Raw genomic sequence first — 19,430 nt, forward strand, 5'->3', positions numbered from 1 at the left:
TAACTAAGGAAAATTTTTATTGTTTGACAAGCGGACGAATTTGTTGTTATGTTATCTAACATAACGTCCGTCGACGTAAACCGAATAGTTTTTTAGTTTACTAGGGTTCCGTCTGGAAACAGAGTCTGGTCCGAGAGTAAACGGTCTCGAAAGCGAGACTACACGGAAGGACAAAAACCTGGGAGATATCGGAAAGGCGTCATGCCTCAAGATGTCTCCTTATTGTTTTTTCGTTCATATTCGGTGTAAATCACAGGGAAAAGGAGTGAACCACCATGAAGGTAATCTGGAGTGAAACGATGCACCCGGGAGGGAAGTGGTCCGGCGTGATCGGAAAAGGCAGGCTGGTCCGTCTGACAGCTCTTGACAAGGGAGCAAATGTTTCGATGCTGATGTATCATGCCCGTGATTTGACGGAGAGGTACAACATGCCGGATACGTTGAAGGCCCAGCACACGGCGCATCTAACGAAGGGAAACGTACTGATGAGCGACAATGGACGGGTGCTGGCGAGCATTGTCCAAGACGATCTGGGATGGCATGATCCGCTCGGAGGTTATACGACGCGTGCTTCAACCGATGAAAAATACGGGCCAAGCAGCTATCAGGAACAGCGCAACGAATGGTTGCGCAGCGGCCAGGAAAATTTGGCGGTGGAGCTGGTGCGCAGCGGACTTGGCAACAGGGACATGTCACCCGTAGTCAATTGGTTCTCCAAGGTGTTCTGCGATGAAGAAGGAAATATGCATTTTGCTGAAAACCACTGCTTGGCTGGACAAGTCGTTACATTCCGTACAGAAATGGACGTTCTCGTTATTTTTTCGAATACTCCCCATCCGCTTGATCCTGGCGGGCAATATCCGTCTGTGCCGGTCAAAATCGAAGTGCTTCCTGCGCTGCCGGTCGATTCCCAGGATCACTGCGTCAATTATCGTCCAGAGAACCGCCGGGCATTTGATAATACCTGGAATTACTACGCGCTTCAAAGCTGAGTATATACAAAAAGTGAAGGAGGGTTAAAAGTATGAAGGCATTTTATCGGGTGGAAAGCCCCCGGATGGCCGAGGCGGCTGTTTACGACAAGATTATTTCTGCAGGACAGGGCTGGATGCATGAACTGCAGCCGGGACAAGTGCTGCGTATTGTTGATTTGGAAGGGAACCAGGCGGCGGATACGCTGTTATACGACGCGGATAATCCGGAGGATCACTACAGTGCAGTCCAAACGATTAATGCGCAAAATAACATTTATTTGACGACAGGCTCCTCGCTGTTCGCTGAATCCGGCAAGGAACTTGCCCGCATTGTAGCGGATACCTGCGGCCGTCATGATACGCTTGGGGGCTCATGCTCGTCTCAGAGCAACACGGTCCGATATGCGCATGAGAAGGGCTACATGCACAACTGCCGGGATACGTTTATGCTGGAGTTATCGATGCATCCGGAAGGCCACTTGTACGGGAAGCGTGATTTATCGCCGAACATCAACTTCTTCATGAATGTGCCGGTTACACCGGAGGGGGGACTCACGTTCGAAGACGGCGTGTCCGGACCTGATTGTTACGTGGAGGTTCAATCCAGCTGCCGTTCCATGGTGCTTATCAGCAATTGTCCGCAATTGAACAACCCATGTAACGCCTACAACCCAACACCGATTCGTGTACTGATCTGGAATGAATAGAAGCATATTTTAACAAAAGCATACCCGGTCAGCCTGCGATGAGAGCAGCACTAACCGGGTCTTTTTGTATGGTAAGGGTGTGATTCGCTGCAAAGCAGTTTTTTTCAAGCGCGATTAACCAGCTGTAATTCCGGCCGCTCTCCTGTACAAGGGAAATGAGCGCTCTGATTGTTGGAACACGCTTTCTCACTCAGTTTGCGACAGGTTGAAATTCCTGCTCATAAATCGTTTGCATCATGCTCAGAATTTTGGGGCCGGTCTCTGCGTATGGCAGATCCGCTGCCCGTCCTTTCACCACAAACGAGCCCGGCGGGTAGCCGGTTCCCTTGAACGCCGCATCCCACAACAGGTTGGCCCCTTGGCTCGGATGGGAAAAGAACAGCCCCATCAACAGCTTCACAACAGGAGGGAGCCCGGAGTCTTTCGTCTTTCTCAAGGTGTTATTGGAACCAGGGTCTACGCTGATCAGACGAAACCCTTCTGCCGCCATCGGCGCGGCGAGCTCCCGGGTCCAAAGCGACAGGGCCAGCTTGGTCGTGGCATAGGGACCGGTCAGCTTTTTAAATCCTGCCGGGCGCGGCAATTCATCAGGCTTGAAGCGTTTAGCGTAACGGAGAGCTACAGAGGAGGTGTTCACCACCGTTTTTAAGGCCCCTTTTTGCAGCAGCTCTTTCAGCTCCATGAATACGATATACGGCACGACCGTTTGCAGCTCATAATGCAGCTCCCGTTCTTGTGGAGAGAAGCGCAGCTCGGGCAGGCTTCCCCCGGCATTGTTGAAGAGAACGTCGATATGATCTTCTTTGCCATTGACCTCGTTAAGCACCCGCCGCAGCTGGCTGAAGTCCGTCAGATCTGCTTTATATACCCGCAGCTGGCCTTTGCTGATGGCTTCGCGGATCATGCTGTCTTCTTCGGAAAATCCGGACCGGATAAGAGCCGCAACCTCCCAGCCCTCACCCAGCAGGCGGCGTGTCAACTGCAGACCGATTCCGGCCCCTGCTCCTGTAATCAGTGCAACTTTGGTTGATTTATGTTCACTCATTATGGATTCCTCCTCATTATGAAACCTTGTAAAACCGGTTGCTGGGGCTAGTATATATATTGGAGTCGGCTCCAGGTCAAGCAGGTTGAGCCAAACTATTTTATCCGGCATTTCCAGCTTTTATCCGGTATTTTCCGTTGACTTGGAGTTGACTCCAGGTTTTATAATACATACATGAGCAGATAGGAGGGGCTTGATATGGTTACCATCAAAAAGGCTTCGCAGTTGACCGGACTGTCAGAGGATACCCTTCGATACTACGAAAAGATCGGCCTGCTGCCGCGTGTGCAGCGAATGGACAACGGACGCCGTATATACAGTCAGGAGGATTTGTACAAACTGCAGCTCATCAACTGCCTGAAGAAAACAGGCATGCCGCTGGAGGATATGAAGCCTTATTTGGATATGCCCCCCGACGCCACAATGGAGGAGCTTCCGGAGCTGTACGATTTGATGATGAGCCACCGGGAACGGATTCAAAAACAGATGCAGGACCTGCAAACGGTGCTCGATTTTATCGATGCCAAGATGGAGGAAGGCTTACTGCCAGACAGGAAATGTACAGAGGAAGCGTCCAGAGAACCGGCAGGTCCGCCGAAGGAAAGATTCAACAGCATTAACCTGCACCAGAAAGTTACAAATTGAACAAGAAGAAACCGAGTCGCGTATATGGAACTCAATGCGCTCAGGTTTCTTTTTTTGTTGCTTTGGAATTCATCACATAACTTGACGGAAATATAACCAATGGGTAATATGAAATTATGAATAACAGTGACAAAATATTTGAAGTTCTGGCCGAACCAAACCGGAGAAAGATTCTGGACTTGATTCTGGTCCGGGAGCGTTCTGTCAGCGAGCTGGTTGATTTGTTGTCCTTGAGCCAGCCGGGTATTTCCAAGCATTTGCGCATATTAAGAGAAGCCGGCCTTGTCAGTCTGCGCAAGGATGCCAAGCATCACATCTATCGCTTGAATCCTCAGCCTTTGCAGGAGGCGCATCATTGGTTTGAGCCGTATCGTCAATTCTGGTCCGACAAGTTGAATGTTTTGGAAAGGCACCTGGATCAGGAAGAATAAAAAACGATCAAAGACGAGGAGGAGACATATGTTAGCGGTAATAGAGCAACAGGGGGACGGGTATGTTGCCCGCTTCGAGCGTCATCTGAAGCATCCGGTCGAGAAGGTCTGGGCCTCACTCACGGAGAATGACAAGCTGAAGAAATGGTTCTCCGAGCTTGAGGTCGCTGATCTCCGCGAAGGAGGACTCATCAAGTTCGACATGCAGGACGGCACCTATGAAGAGATGCGGATTCTCGAACTGAAAATACATTCGGTGCTGGAGTACACGTGGGGAGAGGACCAGGTGCGGTTTGAGCTGTATCCCGAGCCGGAGGGCTGCAGGCTGGTGCTGATCGAGAAGATTAAGAAGATCATAGGTCACACGCCTAGGGATCTTGCGGGGTGGCATGTATGTCTGGATGTGATCAAGGCATTGCTGGATGAACAAGACTTCGGCCCGCGAAAACCGGAATGGGAAAAGTGGTATAAGGAATACGCTGACTATATGAAAAAATTCATGTAAAGGATGGGTTCGGATGGGACGAGGGGGAACGGAAGGCGGCTTTAGGACGAATGTTTTGACAATAACAGCCGCCCTGCATGACTTGAAAGCTGTCGTTGTAGAAGCAAGAAATGTGAACCTGGACAATGTTCCAGCACCTTATTCGGATAATGTGAAGTACACCATGGCCAGGGCAAAGCTTATTACACCGGACTGCACGGTTGCACAGATAAATGAAGCGAGGCTCACCCTGCGCGTTGCGCTCGATGCTCTGACAGCGGATCTGGATCAAGCCACGATCGCAGACCTGCAGGCTATGGTGAAGGCCGGGAAGCTTACCTATGAGAAATTGGTGCAAATGTATTTGGCCAGAATTGAACTGTATGACAGGCATACCGTCAAGCTGAACGCTATTGCTATTATCAATCCGCACGCCATAGAATTAGCCAGGCAATGTGATGCGGCCGTACGAGAAAATGCCTCCAAAGCTGAGGGGCTGTTTGGCATCCCTGTGCTGATCAAGGATAACATCGGTACGGCGGCGGCAGATGGCATGCCCACGACGGCAGGCTCTATTGCGCTGGCGAACCATTTTCCTGAACGGGATGCATTTATGGTTGCTCAGCTTAAAAAAGCCGGCGCCATCATTCTGGGCAAAACGAATCTTTCCGAATTTGCCAATTTCATTACGGAAGGCATGCGGAACGGCTACTCTACCCTGAAAGGTCAGGTGCTGAACCCTTATTTGCCTGGTGTACTGAATGTGGGAGGGTCGTCCTCCGGTTCCGGTGCGGCCGGAGCTGCCGCTTTTGCCGCGATTACAGTCGGTACGGAAACCTCGGGCTCCATTCTGTCGCCTGCAACCAAAAACTCTCTGGTCGGCTTGAAGCCGACGGTCGGACTCATCAGCCGAAGCGGGATCATCCCGCTGGCGCACAGTCAGGATACGGCCGGACCCATGGGGCGGAACGTATCCGATGTGGCCTTGCTGCTTACCGCGATGCAGGGATATGACCCGGGCGACCAGTATGTCAACATGGGTGTGGACAATGAGATTGTGGTGGATGAGGCTTATTTGAAAGAGCATATGAAGGACTATACAGAATATCTGAGCAAGGACGGTCTTAAAGGCAAAGCTCTTGGCGTTTACAAGTCCCCGGATAAAGAGAACGCCCCTGATCTTTATGCCGCCTTTCAAAAGGTGCTGCGCGTTCTTGAAGAGCAAGGGGCTAAAATTGTCTATGCGGCGGATGGAGGCGATATGGAGGATGAGCTGCCTGCAGCCCCGGATACGAAGGTGCTGTTTTACGACTTCAAGCAGGATATTGAAAAATATATCCATTCCCAAACAAAACCGATCCTGGCGAGCGACAATCAGACGGTGATCCAGAGCCTGCAGGACGTCATTGATTATAACGCCAGGCATCTCGATGTACTAATATATGGTCAAACTACTCTTCAGGAGTGCGCAGGTTATGACATGACGCCAGGCTCGAAGGACGATCTGACCGCGCAGGAGCATAGAGCGGCGGACATCCGGTTTTCGAGGAAGAACGGCATTAATTATCTGTTGACCAAGTACAACCTGGACGCGCTGATTGGATTTAAAGAGGTAACAACGATGATTGCTGCTATGGCGGGTTATCCCAGCATTACGGTTCCCGTTGGGTACCGTACAGCGGATGGCAGTAATGGACTCCCGATTCATCTGCAGATTACGGGGGATGCCTTTACCGAGGCCGATCTGATCGGGATGGGACATGCGCTCGAGCAGGCGACGCAAGCCCGCGTTGCACCAGGTATGGCTGTAAAAGAGCGGCTCAAAGCGCTGATCGATGACGCCGAAGCAACCGATGTGAGCGGTAAAGAGCTGGACACGGCGCTCGCCGCCTATCACAGCAACCTTGCCACCCAGCGTGAAGTGGATGCAGCGGCCGATGCTTTGTATGCGGTTCTGTATGATGTCTGGTGGCCGCGATTTTTTGAATAAATGGTCAACCGCAGAAGCCCTTTTTGGGCGGCTGCGGCATTTTGGAGCCGTAGGCGGCGGAGAAGCTGTCTTTGGCTTTGCCGGGCAGGGAAGGTGTGGACACGACCCGGCCGTTTTGCAGCATAATCCCCCGGTTCCGAGGCTTCAGCAGCGGATTTTTGCAATTGGCACGGCACTTTTTAAAGTTTATTTTCCCATAGTTGGCCAGCCTCGTTATTTTGTTGTTTACAGATGGGGCCTCCATAACCCATACCGCATTGGCAGCCGGTCCGGTGTATGGTGTGACCTTTTTGAAGACCCAGCCCTTTGTTTTGTTGGCCAGCACGATTAACCATTTTCCGTTGCGCAGCTTTTCGATTTTTGCATACATGAGATCCCTGGGGGAGACAGGATAATTTATTTTCGTTTCGGGGGCGGGCAGGATTTCCCACCATGGATAATATACAGCTTTGCCGTTTACATAATCATGCTCGGTTCCTGTCTGTATCAGCGAAGGATTGCTGAAGCCGTCGATGCCAAGCCAGGCCGAAGAGTAGCTGTTTTTTCTCGTGGGTTTTACCTTGGGAACGATCCAGTACCCGGAAATGCTGGTGTACGAGTTATTTTTCGTTTTCTTGATCGCATATCCCGACCAGTTATCAGAGTTCCATCCCGGGTGTACGCTTGGCTTGACGTGTCCTTTGGAGGAAGCCGGCTTGAAAGGAGTTGTTCCCTTCCATCGTTTTCGGTTCATATGATCCACCGCCTTGTCTCATTTTATATACCAAGCTATTCAGCGGATTCAGACCATGAACCGGATTGCTGTCACCTTCTGCCGGACTTCCACCCTTGGCCAGCTGCAATAATTTACAGTGTCTGACCGCTATCCACGGTGATGATTTGGCCGGTCATGGCCTCCTGCTCCAAGGAGGTGCAGATCATGGCGGCAATGCCTTCGGGTGTCGAGATGCGCTGCAAAGGAAGATGGGGAGCGAGGCTGCTCATTTGTGCTTCCCTGCCCGTCCACCATCTTGTCGCTACAGCTCCGGGTACGATGCAGTTCACCCTTATCTCGGGGGCGAGGGCCCGTGCCAACGATTTCGTAAGGCCGTGAACGGCCTCTTTGGATACGGCGTAGGGAAGCGAGGAGCCTAGTCCAGTCTGTCCGGCGATGCTGCCAACATTGACGATGGCGCCTTTTTGCTTCTTTTTCATTAAAGGGGCAACAGCCCGTGCACAGTAAAACATGCCCTTCACATTCACAGCGAACAGATCATCCCATATCTCCTCCGTTGCCGATTCCAGATCATCCATCGGAATATGTCGGGTTATACTTGCGTTATTCACCAGCAGATCGATTGTGCCGAAATGCTGGACGGCAGCCTGGATCATAGACCGCACTTCCTCGTCTTTGGATACATCAGCATGAACGGCAATAGCTTGCCCTCCTTCGTTGTTAATCTGATGCACCGTTTCATCTGCGTCGGATTGAGAGCGTGAATAGTTTACGATCACCATCGCCCCACGTTTAGCCAGCTCAAAGCTGGTTGCCCTGCCAATCCCAGTACCGCCACCCGTAACCAGAGCCACTTTGTTTTTCAGTTCCATAGGAGCTCACTCCTTCAGTTGTCTTAAGATGATTTCATTGTAATTTGCAGTCTGTGATTTGTATAATTGAACTATTTGAAGGAAGAATTCAATTTTTTTGAATTGTAATAGGGGAGCTGGGCCATGGACCTCAAAGCATTGCAAACCTTTCAGATGATCGTGAAGCATGGCAGCTTCATACGTGCCGCGCAGAAAATGAATTATGCGCAATCCACAGTCACAATGCAAATGCAAAAGCTCGAATCGGAGCTGGGCGTTCAGCTGATAGAACGAGGTAAAGAAATCGGCCTGACGGAAGCAGGCAGGTTGTTTTACGATCAGAGCTTGCAAATTATAAAAAATATGGAGCACCTTCAGACCAGCCTGTCGGATCTGAAATCAGGTGAATCAGGGCATATACGGCTGGGAGTCACGGAGCCAACGGCCAGCTACCGTTTGCCTGCGATTCTTGGCAGGTTCATGTCTATGTACCCGAATATGCGGATTTCCGTGGATATCTCGAACACCCCATCTCTTAGCGAGCGAATTCTTAACGGGGAAATCGACTTTGCGCTTTGTACGGCACCGGAGCTGGGATCGGGGTTATTTTATGAGCCTTTATTTCAGGAGGAGTTTGTGGCATTAATGCCCGAGGGACACCCGCTTGCTGATAAAGAGGTAATTGTACCGGAGGATTTTCAAGGGTATCGGCTGCTGATTACATCAGCGACTTGTCCGTATCGGAGAAAGCTGGAGATGGTGCTGCAGGAAAAGGGAAACATGATGCTCGACACCATGGAGATCGGCAGCATGACGGCGTTGAAGTTTTATGTGGAGAACGGGTTAGGGTTGGCACTGGTACCAAAAATTATGGTGGAGCCGGAAGCGAAGAGGATCACGTTCAGGAGAGTCGGCGGAAGTCTCATCCATATGACCATTGGGATGCTGTGCAAGGAATCGGCGTATCCGTTCCAATCATCGGGCCAGAGGCTGTATCAGTATTTGAAAGAGGAATTGCCCCGACCACTTTTATGATGGACGAGGCGATTCAAATGGGTTAACAGGAAACGCTGTTGAGGAAAATAAAGCACTCTTCTTAGGCAAGGTTATGGGCATTCAGCTGTTTGAAAAGCTCGTCCCGCTCCTGGCGGGAAGCATTCGCGGAAATTTTGGAAAAGTCATAAGTTATTTCCTCTTCGCCTCTTGCCAATCCGGCCATAACTTCGTCCGCAAAGAGGTCCACAGAAATCCCTGCAGTATTTGCCCTGGGAATGCCCAAGTCAGTATTTGTAAGCGGCGGGGAAATCTCGATGACGCTAATCTGGCCCTTGAACTGGTGTCTCATCGACTGGCTATAGGAATGCAGGGCTGCCTTTGTGGCGCTGTACACGGGCGTTGCAGCGAGCGGTACATGTGCCAGCCCGGAAGTCACATTTAAAATCACCGCATTTTTCTGCTTAAGCAGATGAGATGTGAATAACCGGGTGATATGAATGGGTGCGGCCAGGTTTGTTTTGATCTCCAGCTCAATTTGCGGCCATGGCTCCACACCATCATAATTCAGATAATGCATGATTCCGGCATTGTTGAGTACAACATTCAATTGAGGGAAATCGCGGGTTACTTTTTCAACAAGTGCAACACGCTCCTCCTCTTTCGATACATCACTTACATACGTAATCAGTTCAGGATGGATGGCTTGGGCCTCCTGCAGCTTATCGGCTCTTCTGCCGGCGATGATCACTTTATTGCCATGTTTCAGGAATCTGGTGGCAAGCGCAAATCCGATACCGGTAGCACCGCCGGTGATCAGGATGGTGTTATTTTGCAGGTTCATGGTCATTGGGAATCGCTCCTTTATTATTTTGCGCTGTATCTGTTCGATACCCATTGTATAATCAAGTTGAATGAATATTCAGAGGTGCATTTATTCTAGTACTGTCACTACCAAGTTAGTATGGATGAACATAAGGAGGGGGATGAACATATCGGAATTACAACCGAACCGCTACAGTGAATTGGCTCAATTCCTACGTAATCGCCGGGCCCGTATATCTCCCAAGCAGCTTGGCCTGCCTGAAGGGCGGCGGCGTACTCCGGGTCTTCGGCGGGCTGAAGTAGCGACGCTGGCAGGCATCAGTCTTGAATGGTATACCTATCTGGAGCAGGGGCGGGAAATCCATGTATCCATTGAAGTGCTTGAAAGCTTGGCGAGAGTGCTGCAGCTGGATGAAACGGAACGCAAGCATATGTTTCTGCTGGCTCACCGTCAGCTTCCTCCAGAACGCCCCCGTTCTCTGAATGGGCAGGTCAGCCCGGTGATTCAGCGGCATTTGGACAGCCTGGGGACATCTCCCGCTACGGTTATGGATGTCAGAATGAACATTCTTGCCTGGAATGATGCATTCCGTGCGCTGAAGGGCGATTTTGTGGATCTGGCGGGCAAGTCGGAAAGAGAGCGGAACTTTCTTTGGATCACGTTCACATCGGAATATTTTCGTGCATTGAAAGGGGATCAGTGGGAAGCTCACGCCAAGCGGACCATTGCCAGATTCCGGGCGGAATATGCCAAATATGTGGATGATCCTTGGTGGGCTGAACAGGTTGGATTGTTAAGCGAGGCAAGCCCCGAATTCAAAGAATATTGGCAGAGCTATGACATATTGGATGCCTATGATGCTCATAAAATCATGTATCATCCGGAAGCAGGCATATTGAAATTTGACCATCTCACGCTGCAGCCTTTAGAATCTCCGGAGCTTGAAATATCGGTCCATGTGCCGCTCCCGGACGGCACGGCCGAGAAGATTCAATCGCTGATGGAGGATCAGGGTGAAAGAGTTTTGTAAGGTAGAACCATAAAACCGATTATGAGATGTGGATTGAACGGGAAACAACAACGATGATTGTTGTTATGACGGGGATATCTTAGCATGAAGTGAACGGAGGAACGTGTGATTCTGTACGTTTTCTGGTCTAGTTGGACAATTACTATAAATTCTGTTTTTAAGATCCTTTAGGCTAAAAGACTAAGGTCTTTTAAAACAGAAGATCCACACGTGTTCACCACTTCAGTTACTTAAAAATAATGATCATTTAGAAAAGTTAGAAATAACCAAATATTTCATTGTGGTATAATGTTAAGGGTTTAATCACATATAACTCCCCAAAAATTTTGACAAAATTACGGTGTAAATTTACAAAGGAGATACATATGATCAATAATCTACGAGTTTCATTAACCAAATATGGTGTAAGGGAAATTATTCCCCTTTTAAAAAATGATCAATTGGAGAACTTTTTGAATGGCTTGTATACTCCTAGCCGTTCTATAGATATGCCTCAAATTAGTGCTGCTTTAGGGACAAATATAGCAGAAGACTTACCCACCTATTGGACTGAAATTCGCCCTTATACTGAACAATTAGGAGCCTTTTGCTTAACAGCAGTTATATTTTCGCATATTGAGCTTATAAATGTTTTTGAAAATTCCGGTACAGAACTCAGAAAAGGTATAATTAAAAAGGTTTCTCTGAGTGAAAAGGTTTTTACAAATCTCAGAGGTTTAATGGTGGACTCTGGTGTTTCGCCTCAGTGGGCGCTAGAGTTTGATAAAGTTCCTTATGACTTTAGCGATTTACTCTCGTCCGGAGAAGTAGGGCTTCTAGTAATGCGACTTCTTAGAGATAGATTAGCTAAGATTGGTTGGAATGAGCCTACGTATACGAATCAAGAGTTCTATCGTAATTTTTTGGATCAATGTAAATTTTATGGATTCCACAAGGTTTTCAACATTCCTTTTGAAGAATTTAGTAATTGGATGAATGGGCAGAGTGTTAAAATGGAGGAAACCTCAAAAATTACTTTCCGGGCTGGTTGGGAAACAGAGACCAGGCAAATGGATTCTCACCTCGCAGTCTCACTCTCTACCAAGCCTTTTTTAATAATAACTGGCTCGAGTGGTACTGGTAAAACATATGGGGTCAGGAAACTTGCTGCTGCGCTAAATCCGACGGATGATCCTGAATTTAATTTAACATTTATTGCAGTAGAGGCTGGATGGAAGGATGGTCGCCATCTTGTAGGATATCGAAATCCTTTTGGAAGTAGTGGTGAAGTGTATCAACCAACACCGCTTATCAATATGTTGCTAAAGGCAAACTCGAAAAGACACCAAAACATTCCCTTTTTTGTATTATTTGACGAGATGAATCTATCACACGTAGAAATGTATTTTGCTAAGTTTCTATCATTGATGGAAACATCCAGACATAGAGGATTACATGCACATCCACTACTTTCGGTTGCTGATTTGGATTTAATGCTTAAATACTATGAAAATAATCACGAATTTACCTCCTACATTTTAGAAGCTAAAACTAACAATGGATTATTTGTTCCACCAAATATTTTTTTTGTAAGAACGGTTAATATCGATGAGACCACATATATGTTTTCCCTTAAAGTTTTGGATAGAGCATTTGTTATCGAAAAGAACACCTTATCTCCAATAACATTAAGATCTGGAGGAATAGATTTCAACTGTGAGTTAAGCCTCTCTCACATGCATGAATATCTAATTGGTTCAACATTTGAAGAATTTCGACAAGGATTTGTAGGTAAAGATGGTTATGAAACCGTAGAGTTAGGCGGACAATCAACATTAATTCCTAGTTGTGTTCTTGAGTTTTTAGAGGAGGTTTATTTCATAATGAGGAATTTTCCTTTTGGATATAGAGTCGTTATTGAATGCTCAGAATATTATTTAAAAGCCAAGGAATTGTATTATTGTTCAAACGAAACAATTTCTTGGTTAAATAATGACAATCGCATATTTGATGAAATACTACTCCAAAAAATACTACCCAAAATGCATGGAAATAGAAAACAGCTTTCCAAAACCTTGAAAGAAATTGAATCGCTTTGTAAGCTTGATGGAAATATTCGTTTTCCTAAGACACTTGCTAAAATAGAATCAATGGAGGTAAATTTAATGACGCTTGGATATAGTGGTTTTGTATGTTAAGACCTATTTCAAAATGGACAGTTCGGATGAGCTCCCTTATCCATAATAAACCTATAATATTTAGTGTTGGAGTTAATGGCCTGCTCGGTGAAGGAGATCCTTTTAAAATAACGGACTTACCAAATTTTGGATTTTACTCAATACCAGATATTGATATGCATATGTTTAGTAACCACTTTTCGCTTATGGCCGTTCAAGATGAAGGGTCAGATTTATTTCAACCTATAAGGATGCGGGAGGAATGTAACTATGACTTTATTATGCTTCTCCCATTAACTAAACAAGAGATAGTGAGAAGAAGAATTGAAACGAATAATCCATTATTCCCATTCAATAATTTGAAATTGAAACCACATTTGACTTTCAATAATAAGGATATCTGGGTCGAACAAGACGGAAGTACTTTAATTTCTGGTCGATTGCAAATTAAAAGTTTTGCTGGTGTTTTAAAGTTTATTTTTTCAGAGGAACTTACTGACCAACAAGTTGAAGTTGAGATCATCACTTATAAGTTGAATTACGAGGAGGATTTCCGGGCTCTGTTATCAGAACTGGCTGGGTTTCATTCGGAGTTGATTCTTAAATTAGATAATCCCACAGAAATTGAGTTAGGTCTAAGAGGAACTGAGGATGTGTCCAATCAGGTTCTTCTGTTGCATCTTCGAAGGCTTATGGAAAAGGAAAGATTACCTACAGCTCTACAAACAATATTTTCTTCTCCTCATAATAAAACTATTCATGATGTAGAATGGGATTTACCTTCCCATGTAACAAATGTAGATTTTGTTGAGTTGCAAAGTAATTTTATAAATAGTCCATTTAATTTTGGTGGATCTCTTAAGAATTATTTTAACGGGTTGTCCCCTGAATTAATACCTGAAGAAATAATAGTTTCAACAATAGATACTCCTGAGAATCGATATGTTAAGTTTTGTTTAAACGAATTGGAATTTTTAGTTTATACATTGAAAACTAGTCTAGACCAAGGTAAGTTTGAGCCTAGTTATATTTTTTTGGAATCTTGTGAGAGGGTTATTGAAGAATATTTGCAGTTACCCCTCTTCAAAGAGATAGGTCCCTTCACTTACTTGCCTAATTCTATGGTTATGCAGAAAAAAATGGGGTATAAGGATATGCTTCAATATATGCAACAGTTTGATATGGGCATTAAACTGGAGAGTGAAGTTGAAGAATTTGACACGATAAACGGAGATCTACGCCCAATACACCAGTTATACGAATATTGGTGTTTTTTTAAACTACTGGAGGTACTGGAGGAGTTATGCGACCATGATTCAAATGTAGAACAATACTTAATCGAAAACACAGATAAGGGCTTCTTGCTTACTTTAAAGCATCGAGTAGAGTGTAGAATACCGTTATCATACAATGGAATAGAAATCTATTTGTATTACAATCGGGACTTTAAGAAGGCTCTTGAAAATCAATGGGAAGGATCATATGACGGTGGAATCTACCACCCTGATTTCAGTATTAAAATTATTTGTAAAAATCAAGTTCATTGGCTTCATTTTGACTCAAAATATAAGGTCGATTATACAAAGTTGAACGCTATGCTTCGGGAGGAGCGAGAAAAAGGTGCATTTAAACAAAATGATATCCATACGGCGCATGCTTACAGAGATGCTATATTAGGATCTAGGGGAGTTTACATTCTTTATCCTGATGATATTGTCTTAACAGATAATTTCATTTTCGTTCGGCAACCTGAGGAAGATTATCCTTATAGAATCCCTTCAGTAGGTGCATTCCCCTTACGACCGGGTCCCAGTTGTGAGGGACAGCTTGCAGAGGTTAAATCTTACTTAAAAGAGGTACTTGATGCACTTGTAGCGAAAGATACTCAATATAACGAGGAGACTGGATTTAGTCTATAACTTATACTGGTTTCAACAATAGTGAGGGGTCTTCTATCAATTTCAATTGTATATGCAGTGTGAGAGGACGGCAGGTGCCGTCCTCTCTAATTCATTGGTCATATTCTCTTAGCAATGATTAATGCTTCCTGTACATTTCTACTTTTGTCTTCTCTTCTGCCCATTGTACTGTGAAGGTAATCAATGGTCCTTACTTCTAATGTATACTGTTTACCCAGTACTGTTTTAGCTAATCTAATGAGATCATCAAGATCAATCATACCAGTATTGCTGTAACTTAAAACAAGATTGGCTTGTTTTATTCTAATCTTTAAAAACATTTCATAAAATGCTTCCTCTACTTGTGTTTTAATACAAAAAGGTGACTGATGTCTATCTTCTCTATAACGCCCTTTATAACGAACTTTTGGATAATCGTATCGCACTAATGTTTCAATTGCATGGTAGAATCTTGAGTAATGTACAAAGGCGTAAGGAGGGTCAGCATAGACCACTGTATTTTCAGGTATTTGGTCAAGACAATTTCGGTAATCAAGAGAAAAAACATCGAAAGAATAACAGTTTTTACCCAACGTATGTTGCAACTCCTCCATTTTTCGAATGAAGTAAGGAGTAATTTCTTTTCTTCTATACGTCAGGATATCCTCCATTGAAGATTGGCTTGTAGCATCTCTGAACTGAGCATAATGTCCTGTACTTTGAGAATTATATGACATGGCGAACATTAAAGAAGCCAAGATAGAACTATAAAAAGGAGTTTCTCTGAACTCTTCAGCAGTAGCTCTGTAAGCATCTATCCATACACATTGATTGAAGGACCAATAGGTCCCGGAATAGTTCTTTGTGAAAAGATGATAATCAAAAGAACCGAAGTCTTTATGAATAAGCTGGCGTTGCTTATCCTCCAGATCTACAAATTCTTTTACTGTAAAGTCTCTTTCGTAATCAAACTTCAGCATCGAAAAAGCTTCTAGAAATTTATTGGCCCTCTTGCTTGCTGACTCAACTACTTCTTGTATTAAGAATGGATGAGAGTTCCAATCGTAATTGGTTAGATACGCTTTTGCAAGGACAGCAGAATAGGACTGAATATCATTGCTTATAATATTTGCTTGATTTCGTAGAATACCTGAAAGTACGCTTGAGCCAGCGAATAAGTCGCAAACAGGACCACCTGTATTGACTTCATTTAAAGCTTCTATAACAAAATTAATAATTTTTTTCTTTGAGCCCATATATTTAATAAAGTGAGGAACCTCTACATTGAGATCAAGCATAGTGATTTTATCCATAAGTGTTATTCGCCTCAAATCTAATCTTTATTTTTTCATGCTGGAGTGATATATTGTGTATAAAGTAAATCTAATTATAAAGTATTCGAGCAAAGCATGCCTACTTTTATTTTGGGCGTGCTTTTTTGCGTTTGGAGGAGAAGGCATGAAGAGTGTAGTTTCTTATCCAGAGAGAGGCAGATGGGGGGAATCAAGATATAGAGGAAATTGTTCGGGGTACATAATTCGTGATCTTTTAAAATTTTACAAACCAAAAACTTTTTTAGAGGTTTTTGCTGGTGGAGGAACAGGTTATGATGTAGCGAAAGAGTTGGGTTATACTGATTCCATTCACCTTGATTTGAACCCTCGATGGGGTGGGTGGAATGCTTTGAAGGATGAAGTTCCGACAAATGCAGATTTCATTTTTAGTCACCCACCGTACTACAATATGATTGAATATTCTGGATATATATGGGGTGCTATTCATGAAGATGACCTTTCAAGATCTAAGAGCTATCAAGATTACATTGATAAGTTGGACCTGGTGAATGCAAAACTTTTAAATAACTTGAACCCTGATGGTAGACTGGCTGTTTTGGTAGGAGATTATAGAAAGCAAGGAAATTATCACTCAATTATTAAAGATATGAGGTATCCTGGCCTGTTAGAATCCCATATAATAAAAATACAACATAATGTTGCTTCTAGCCGAAAGGAATATAATGGTAAATTCATACAAATTGTCCATGAACACTTACTGATATTTAAGAAGGGCTAGCTAGCTTTGGCTTTACAGTTTATAAAAGAACGAGAAAGAATACCTGTGGAGATAAGGTATTCTTTTTTTTATTTGCAAAGTAATAAGGGGAATATTAAATCTCTCGGTGTTTGGAAGAATAAATGATAAATGATAACCCTCCTAATTGCAAACCCTAACCTATTCCTAAAATTTTGAAGTATATAATTGTGTGCAAACGTGACAACAAGAATGGGACTCAAAAACAGTGGGGATTTCGCGGGTTCTGTTGTACGCTTGAATCAAGGGAGGCATCAAGATGAACCTGGACGAACGAAGCGCTGACGTGTTGCAGCTCCTGCAGCAGTCTTCCTCTCTCAAGATGGATGAGCTTCAGGAAAGGACGGAGCTCAGCAGAAGACAGCTGCAGTACAGCATCGGTAAAATCAACGATTGGCTGATATACCATGGATATCAACCCGTTGGTTATGAGCGGCAGGTGGGCTACTTTTTAACGGACCGCATTCGGGAGGAGGATCTGCCGGAGAAGCTGACCCGGCGTTCGTATACTTTTTCCGAGGTGGACCGGGAGAAAATGTTCGGCCTGATGATTCTGCTCGGGGAAGAGCCCTTATCGGTGTTTCATTTTCAGTCCATTGCCTCAGTCTCCCGCAATACGGTACTCAAAGATCTGCAGCGGCTCAAGCGGAACATGCAGGAGCGCAAGCTGCAGGTGCAATATTCGAAGATAGACGGCTATTCCTTCAAGGGAAGCAGCCGGGCGAAGAGACGGCTGGTCGAAGAGTGGGTGCCGGATATCCTGCACAGTGCCAGCCGGGAGCTAATGATCCGCAGCCTCTGGCCCGACCGGGAGGAGCAGATTCAGGCCATCCAACAGCAGCTGGAGCAGATCGAGCGCCAGCTCGGCATGACCTTCGCGGATGAGCGGCTGCAGGAGCTGACCTACCTGATGCTCTGTACGGATCAGCTTATCGGCAAAGGAGAAGTACTGGACGACAACAAGAGCTGGGAAGAGCTAACGGCATCCGGCGAATACAAGCTGGTGGAGCGGATGACCTCCAGCGGTGCCTTTCACGCCAAATGGAGCCGGACCGAGTGTCTGTATGCCACCTTGCATCTGCTCGGCATGAACCGGACCCGCGATATTTCGCCGCTGCAGGAAGACCATGAGATCCGGCGTCTGATGACGGAGATTACCGATGAGTTCGAGCGTTGGGCCTGCGTCAGTCTGCACGACCGCGAGACCTTTTACCGGCAGTTGTATATCCATTTCCGCCCGGCCTATTACCGGATGCTCTATGGCATTCATGTCGTGAACACGATGGCCGCACGCATCCGCAAGGTGTACCCGGATCTGTATCATCTGACCCGGAAGTCGCTGCAGCCGCTGGAGAGGGTGCTTGGCCATCCAGTGCCGGAGAGCGAGGCCGCCTATTTCACGATTCACTTCGGCGGCTGGCTGCGCAGGCAGGGCACGATGCTGGATGACCGCAAGCGCGCGATTGTCGTCTGTGCCAATGGCATCGGGATGAGCAATATTCTGATCTACACGCTGCGCGAGATGTTCCCGGATATTCTCTTTCTGGATGCGCTATCCGTCCGCGATGCTGCCGAAAGCAATCTGGAATATGACATGGTCTTCTCCACCGTGCATCTGAGAACAGACAAATCGCTGTTCGTAGTGCCGCCGATTCTCGAGCTGCAGGATAAGCAGAAGCTGCGCCAGCAGGTGATGAACGAGCTGTACGGTTATACGGTGGAGAACATGGATACGTCGTCTTTAATGAAAATCATAGCGCAGTATGCGGTCATCTCTGATGAGGAGGAGCTGGGAAAGGCGCTCCAACAGCATATTTATGCGCAGGCACACAAAACAAACAAGCATTCCTTGGAGGGGGCGGAGAAACCAGTGCTGGATGAATTAATCACAGAGCAGAATATCATATTTCAAACCCGGGCCTCCGACTGGAAAGAGGCGATCCGGCTGGCATCACGGCCTTTGCTGGAGATAGGGACCATTGAGCCCCGTTATGTCGAGGCCATGATTCGATCCATTGAAGAAAATGGTCCGTATGTGGTGATTACGCCAGGTGTGGCCATTCCCCATGCCAGGCCCGATCAGGGGGTACGCTCGCTGTCCATGAGCTTCATGCGGCTGGACGAGGCCGTGGAGTTCGGTCCAGGCAAGCCGGTCAGACTGGTCATCATTCTGGCGGCGGCAGACCGTTCCTCGCATTTGAAAGCGCTCGTACAGCTGACGCAGCTGCTTGGCGAGCCGTCCAATATCGAGGACATTTTGAACAGCAGCGACAAGTCGGTCGTTTTGAACTATATCCAACAATATTCCAAGGAGGAACAACAACAATGAAAATTATGGTCGTATGTGGTAACGGATTGGGAAGCAGCTTCATTATGGAGATGAATATCAAGAAGGCGCTCGGCGAGATGGGCAAAACGGCTGATGTGGACCATACCGATCTGTCTTCAGCCAAAACGGAACAGGCGGATCTCTTCATTGGCGCCGCAGATATTATGGCCCAACTCAACGATGGCAGCCGTACGGTGGTATCGCTGGAGAACATGATGAGCATTCCGGAGATCAAATCCAAGCTTGAACCTCATTTATCTTAATT

18 protein-coding genes and 1 riboswitch are annotated in these 19,430 nt (G+C 46.1%); of the genes, 13 read left to right on the plus strand and 5 right to left on the minus strand.

The features are described 5' to 3' along the window. Positions 1-89 precede the first annotated feature (89 nt). A riboswitch (guanidine-I (ykkC/yxkD leader) is annotated at positions 90-187 on the plus strand. Positions 188-275: 88 nt separating this feature from the next. Next, entirely contained in the window at positions 276-992 is a 717-nt protein-coding gene (locus tag ACI1P2_RS11040) for an urea amidolyase associated protein UAAP1 (RefSeq protein ID WP_355319664.1), read from the plus strand. A 32-nt stretch (positions 993-1,024) separates the two neighbouring features. Then, entirely contained in the window at positions 1,025-1,681 is a 657-nt protein-coding gene (locus tag ACI1P2_RS11045; RefSeq protein ID WP_355319665.1) for an urea amidolyase associated protein UAAP2, read from the plus strand. A gap of 190 nt (positions 1,682-1,871) precedes the next feature. On the opposite strand, the gene ACI1P2_RS11050 is transcribed toward ACI1P2_RS11045, so the two are convergent. Beyond that, positions 1,872-2,726: an SDR family oxidoreductase gene (locus ACI1P2_RS11050; RefSeq protein WP_355319667.1), complete on the minus strand. Its 855-nt coding sequence runs from the start codon at positions 2,724-2,726 to the stop codon at positions 1,872-1,874. Between the two features lie 198 nt (positions 2,727-2,924). On the opposite strand from ACI1P2_RS11050, the gene ACI1P2_RS11055 reads away from it, so the two are divergent. The 4 genes from ACI1P2_RS11055 to ACI1P2_RS11070 all read left to right on the plus strand — a co-directional run bounded on the left by ACI1P2_RS11055 (position 2,925) and on the right by ACI1P2_RS11070 (position 6,276). Beyond that, positions 2,925-3,371 (plus strand): MerR family transcriptional regulator, encoded by a 447-nt coding sequence (locus ACI1P2_RS11055; RefSeq protein ID WP_355319669.1) that lies wholly within the window; start codon positions 2,925-2,927, stop codon positions 3,369-3,371. A gap of 116 nt (positions 3,372-3,487) precedes the next feature. Then, complete coding sequence (locus tag ACI1P2_RS11060) at positions 3,488-3,802, plus strand: ArsR/SmtB family transcription factor (protein WP_355319671.1); 315 nt, start codon at positions 3,488-3,490, stop codon at positions 3,800-3,802. Positions 3,803-3,830: 28 nt separating this feature from the next. Further along, on the plus strand, positions 3,831-4,307 hold the full coding sequence (locus ACI1P2_RS11065; protein ID WP_355319673.1) for an SRPBCC family protein: 477 nt from the start codon (positions 3,831-3,833) through the stop codon (positions 4,305-4,307). A gap of 55 nt (positions 4,308-4,362) precedes the next feature. Next, positions 4,363-6,276 carry an amidase family protein gene (locus ACI1P2_RS11070; RefSeq protein ID WP_408976197.1) on the plus strand — a complete coding sequence of 638 codons (1,914 nt, stop codon included), beginning with the start codon at positions 4,363-4,365 and terminating at the stop codon, positions 6,274-6,276. Between the two features lie 4 nt (positions 6,277-6,280). On the opposite strand, the gene ACI1P2_RS11075 is transcribed toward ACI1P2_RS11070, so the two are convergent. Together ACI1P2_RS11075 and ACI1P2_RS11080 are read right to left on the minus strand one after the other, a co-directional pair. After that, positions 6,281-7,009, minus strand: a complete 729-nt coding sequence (locus ACI1P2_RS11075; RefSeq protein WP_355319677.1) for a G1 family glutamic endopeptidase — start codon at positions 7,007-7,009, stop codon at positions 6,281-6,283. 113 nt (positions 7,010-7,122) lie between these two features. Further along, positions 7,123-7,863 carry an SDR family NAD(P)-dependent oxidoreductase gene (locus tag ACI1P2_RS11080; protein ID WP_355319679.1) on the minus strand — a complete coding sequence of 247 codons (741 nt, stop codon included), beginning with the start codon at positions 7,861-7,863 and terminating at the stop codon, positions 7,123-7,125. A 123-nt stretch (positions 7,864-7,986) separates the two neighbouring features. Between ACI1P2_RS11080 and ACI1P2_RS11085 the strand changes: the two genes are divergently transcribed. After that, positions 7,987-8,877 carry a LysR family transcriptional regulator gene (locus ACI1P2_RS11085; protein ID WP_355319681.1) on the plus strand — a complete coding sequence of 297 codons (891 nt, stop codon included), beginning with the start codon at positions 7,987-7,989 and terminating at the stop codon, positions 8,875-8,877. Between the two features lie 61 nt (positions 8,878-8,938). On the opposite strand, the gene ACI1P2_RS11090 is transcribed toward ACI1P2_RS11085, so the two are convergent. Beyond that, on the minus strand, positions 8,939-9,679 hold the full coding sequence (locus ACI1P2_RS11090) for an SDR family oxidoreductase (protein WP_408976203.1): 741 nt from the start codon (positions 9,677-9,679) through the stop codon (positions 8,939-8,941). 142 nt (positions 9,680-9,821) lie between these two features. Between ACI1P2_RS11090 and ACI1P2_RS11095 the strand changes: the two genes are divergently transcribed. The 3 genes from ACI1P2_RS11095 (at position 9,822) to ACI1P2_RS11105 (ending at position 14,766) form a co-directional block, all read left to right on the plus strand. After that, complete coding sequence (locus ACI1P2_RS11095; RefSeq protein WP_355319685.1) at positions 9,822-10,691, plus strand: helix-turn-helix transcriptional regulator; 870 nt, start codon at positions 9,822-9,824, stop codon at positions 10,689-10,691. Between the two features lie 365 nt (positions 10,692-11,056). Beyond that, positions 11,057-12,868 (plus strand): McrB family protein, encoded by a 1,812-nt coding sequence (locus tag ACI1P2_RS11100; protein ID WP_355319686.1) that lies wholly within the window; start codon positions 11,057-11,059, stop codon positions 12,866-12,868. Further along, the gene (locus ACI1P2_RS11105; RefSeq protein ID WP_355319687.1) at positions 12,862-14,766 is read left to right on the plus strand and encodes a DUF2357 domain-containing protein; all 1,905 of its coding nucleotides are present in this window, start codon (positions 12,862-12,864) and stop codon (positions 14,764-14,766) included. Before ACI1P2_RS11100 ends, ACI1P2_RS11105 begins: the two co-directional genes overlap by 7 nt. Before the next feature lie 98 nt (positions 14,767-14,864). Here the strand turns inward: ACI1P2_RS11105 and ACI1P2_RS11110 are convergent, their stop codons facing one another. Further along, positions 14,865-16,058: a DNA adenine methylase gene (locus ACI1P2_RS11110; RefSeq protein ID WP_355319689.1), complete on the minus strand. Its 1,194-nt coding sequence runs from the start codon at positions 16,056-16,058 to the stop codon at positions 14,865-14,867. 145 nt (positions 16,059-16,203) lie between these two features. On the opposite strand from ACI1P2_RS11110, the gene ACI1P2_RS11115 reads away from it, so the two are divergent. The 3 genes from ACI1P2_RS11115 to ACI1P2_RS11125 all read left to right on the plus strand — a co-directional run bounded on the left by ACI1P2_RS11115 (position 16,204) and on the right by ACI1P2_RS11125 (position 19,428). Continuing rightward, complete coding sequence (locus ACI1P2_RS11115; RefSeq protein ID WP_355319691.1) at positions 16,204-16,818, plus strand: DNA modification methylase; 615 nt, start codon at positions 16,204-16,206, stop codon at positions 16,816-16,818. A gap of 277 nt (positions 16,819-17,095) precedes the next feature. Further along, a complete protein-coding gene (locus ACI1P2_RS11120; RefSeq protein ID WP_355319693.1) occupies positions 17,096-19,165 on the plus strand; it encodes a BglG family transcription antiterminator in 2,070 nt (689 codons plus the stop codon). After that, a complete protein-coding gene (locus tag ACI1P2_RS11125; protein ID WP_355319695.1) occupies positions 19,162-19,428 on the plus strand; it encodes a PTS sugar transporter subunit IIB in 267 nt (88 codons plus the stop codon). The genes ACI1P2_RS11120 and ACI1P2_RS11125 overlap by 4 nt, the downstream gene beginning before the upstream one ends. Positions 19,429-19,430: the final 2 nt, after the last annotated feature.

Origin of the sequence: Paenibacillus jiangxiensis, assembly GCF_046098255.1 — a bacterium.
Lineage (GTDB): Bacteria > Bacillota > Bacilli > Paenibacillales > Paenibacillaceae > Paenibacillus > Paenibacillus jiagnxiensis.

Excerpts from the sequence above, each read along its gene's own strand:
- ACI1P2_RS11040 (WP_355319664.1), top strand. The coding sequence starts at position 276 with ATGAAGGTAATCTGGAGTGAAACGATGCACCCGGGAGGGAAGTGGTCC.
- ACI1P2_RS11045 (WP_355319665.1), top strand. The coding sequence starts at position 1,025 with ATGAAGGCATTTTATCGGGTGGAAAGCCCCCGGATGGCCGAGGCGGCT.
- ACI1P2_RS11050 (WP_355319667.1), bottom strand. The coding sequence starts at position 2,726 with ATGAGTGAACATAAATCAACCAAAGTTGCACTGATTACAGGAGCAGGG.
- ACI1P2_RS11055 (WP_355319669.1), top strand. The coding sequence starts at position 2,925 with ATGGTTACCATCAAAAAGGCTTCGCAGTTGACCGGACTGTCAGAGGAT.
- ACI1P2_RS11060 (WP_355319671.1), top strand. The coding sequence starts at position 3,488 with ATGAATAACAGTGACAAAATATTTGAAGTTCTGGCCGAACCAAACCGG.
- ACI1P2_RS11065 (WP_355319673.1), top strand. The coding sequence starts at position 3,831 with ATGTTAGCGGTAATAGAGCAACAGGGGGACGGGTATGTTGCCCGCTTC.
- ACI1P2_RS11075 (WP_355319677.1), bottom strand. The coding sequence starts at position 7,009 with ATGAACCGAAAACGATGGAAGGGAACAACTCCTTTCAAGCCGGCTTCC.
- ACI1P2_RS11080 (WP_355319679.1), bottom strand. The coding sequence starts at position 7,863 with ATGGAACTGAAAAACAAAGTGGCTCTGGTTACGGGTGGCGGTACTGGG.
- ACI1P2_RS11085 (WP_355319681.1), top strand. The coding sequence starts at position 7,987 with ATGGACCTCAAAGCATTGCAAACCTTTCAGATGATCGTGAAGCATGGC.
- ACI1P2_RS11090 (WP_408976203.1), bottom strand. The coding sequence starts at position 9,679 with ATGAACCTGCAAAATAACACCATCCTGATCACCGGCGGTGCTACCGGT.
- ACI1P2_RS11095 (WP_355319685.1), top strand. The coding sequence starts at position 9,822 with ATGAACATATCGGAATTACAACCGAACCGCTACAGTGAATTGGCTCAA.
- ACI1P2_RS11100 (WP_355319686.1), top strand. The coding sequence starts at position 11,057 with ATGATCAATAATCTACGAGTTTCATTAACCAAATATGGTGTAAGGGAA.
- ACI1P2_RS11105 (WP_355319687.1), top strand. The coding sequence starts at position 12,862 with ATGTTAAGACCTATTTCAAAATGGACAGTTCGGATGAGCTCCCTTATC.
- ACI1P2_RS11110 (WP_355319689.1), bottom strand. The coding sequence starts at position 16,058 with ATGGATAAAATCACTATGCTTGATCTCAATGTAGAGGTTCCTCACTTT.
- ACI1P2_RS11115 (WP_355319691.1), top strand. The coding sequence starts at position 16,204 with ATGAAGAGTGTAGTTTCTTATCCAGAGAGAGGCAGATGGGGGGAATCA.
- ACI1P2_RS11120 (WP_355319693.1), top strand. The coding sequence starts at position 17,096 with ATGAACCTGGACGAACGAAGCGCTGACGTGTTGCAGCTCCTGCAGCAG.
- ACI1P2_RS11125 (WP_355319695.1), top strand. The coding sequence starts at position 19,162 with ATGAAAATTATGGTCGTATGTGGTAACGGATTGGGAAGCAGCTTCATT.